This is a genomic window from Muriicola sp., from assembly GCF_049669965.1.
Classification (GTDB): Bacteria; Bacteroidota; Bacteroidia; order Flavobacteriales; family Flavobacteriaceae; genus Muriicola.
This window is the reverse complement of record NZ_JBATLB010000028.1, coordinates 1-2,133: the sequence shown is the minus strand read 5'-3', so window position 1 is coordinate 2,133 and position 2,133 is coordinate 1. Positions and strand designations below refer to the sequence as shown.

Here is a 2,133-nt window from a genome sequence, read left to right as displayed (position 1 = left end):
TAGAGTTTTTGACCTGCTAAATCTAACCGGTATGAACTTTTGTTTGTATGAAAAAGCAAGGCAGGGCCATTCTACCAAGAATGCTTAACACATGAATAATCAGTTCCCCTCCTTGCCCACCCATATTGGGTAGTACAGCTGTGTTGACCTTTTATACCCCTATTACGTTGATATCGAATAAACGTTTAAATTATTCTTTCGTGAAATTTTCTTAAATGCTGAGCACTCCGACTGTTCAATATTGATCAATTCATCCAAACTACCTATTAGTTCCACACTCTTAACTATTTCTTGGACAACAAGATCATGTTGTATTACGTTCATTTCGACAGATTGATCACTTAAATCAATCTGTTCTTGTTCTATCGTTTTAGTCTTAGTGCAAAGGTTTCACATGGTTGTCGCAACTTAATGTCGTTAATCTAATAAGATTTTACATTTATAGCGCCGAAACCTATACTGGCACCGGCAATAAAATTTTGCTATTCATTTTGTCGCTGTTTTTGAGTTCAATATTTTATTAGGCTAAAATCCGTGCATACCTGGATTGTGAAGAAATCCCAACAGGAACCTTGCACAAAAGTTAGGGTAAGGATTTGGGGGCTGCGCTTCTTTCAACTTCTTGTTTCCTTTTTAACTTCTCCATCAAATCATTCATGTCCTCCCCTACTTTCTTTTGTAATACCCTTGCATAGATTTGTGTTGTGGATAGTTTTGTATGTCCCAATAACTTCGAAACTGTCTCTATGGGAACTCCATTGGATAAGGTGACCGTCGTTGCAAACGTATGTCTGGCAGTATGGAAGGTGATGTTCTTATGGATACCACAGGCATTGGCTATCTCCTTTAGTATTTGATTGGTCTTTTGATTGCTATAGACCGGCAACAGTTCATCTGTTAGTATACTTTCTTCTCGATACTTCTCAAGTATTGCTTTGGCCATGGGCAGCAGCGGAATCTTGACCGGTTCATCGGTCTTCGCCCTTTTGGTATGTATCCATTGGTTACCATCGATTCCAATAAGTATTTGGTTGGGTTTTAGTTCTTTGATATCGACATAGGAAAGCCCTGTATAGCAACTGAACAGGAATATATCCTTGACCCTTTTTAAACCTATGGGCATGAAAGAGGTATCCTCAATCAATTTAAGCTCTCTTTCGGTGAGGTAGCTACGTTCATTTTTCACAAATCGAAGCTTGTAGTTTCGAAATGGGTCTTTCTCCAACCATTCCATCCTTAGGCTTAAATTGACTATTTTCATCAACCGTTCCATATGCTTCATCACACCATTATTGGTACAGGTCCTTCTTGCTGTTTTGGGTTTATAGGTTCTGATATAGTTTTCAAAGTTGACAATGAACCTATAGTTCAGTTGGATTAAGTAGATATCATCAGTCTTAAATTTTTCCCTTAAAAATTCTTGCAGGTACTTCTCAGTGGAAAAGTAGTTTTTTAGGGTACCGGGCTTTAACTCGTTGTTGATATTCTTGTTATGGTATTCCACGGCCTTCATCAGGGACATTCGTTCTTCGTCCTCCCCGAAGTACCTTAGCTTGATTGCCTTGGCCGTAATCAGCTTCCTTTCCGAGTGCAATTGCTTGTGGGCATTGAGGACTTCGGCATGTACATCGTCCAAATAGGTGTTCAATAAAATAAGATTTTCGCTCGTTTCTTTGGCCCGACACCTGAAAATATCCCAATTGCACACCGAAATGTCCCGCTTTATACTGAATTCTGCGCGTTCTTTATTGACCGTGATACGGGCGTAAATGGCCAATATAGTTGGATTACTTCTCTTTTTCCGGGTGAAGAATATCACCCCTAATGTGCTGTCCGTACGCATGTTATAAGTCTTTTGGGTTAAACACTATTGTTTAAAGACTACATCTAAAATGAACTAAATGCTATTTAAAATTAGCACAAATTGCGTACCGCTTTGTACACCGAATTGCACACCAGAAGGGTGGTTTTAAACGATATCATATGATTGCAGAAAAAATGAAAAACCCTGATAATCATATGATTAGCAGGGTTTTGATATTGCCAGTATGGCAGTTCGTCGGGATGACAGGATTTGAACCTGCGACCACACGGCCCCCAGCCGTGTACGCTACCAGACTGCGCCACATCCCG

Annotated in this window: 1 protein-coding gene and 1 tRNA gene; both read right to left on the bottom strand. The window is 39.7% G+C overall.

The genetic code is table 11. The features are described from left to right. Positions 1 to 583: 583 nt before the first annotated feature. Positions 584 to 1,843, bottom strand: coding sequence for a site-specific integrase (locus WBM49_RS01865; RefSeq protein ID WP_424370363.1), 1,260 nt, complete (start codon positions 1,841 to 1,843; stop codon positions 584 to 586). A 216-nt stretch (positions 1,844 to 2,059) separates the two neighbouring features. Next, a tRNA-Pro gene (locus WBM49_RS01860) sits at positions 2,060 to 2,133 on the bottom strand.

What these genes read in the sequence shown, in the direction of transcription:
- WBM49_RS01865 (WP_424370363.1), bottom strand. Translation starts at nt 1,843, where the DNA reads ATGCGTACGGACAGCACATTAGGGGTGATATTCTTCACCCGGAAAAAG.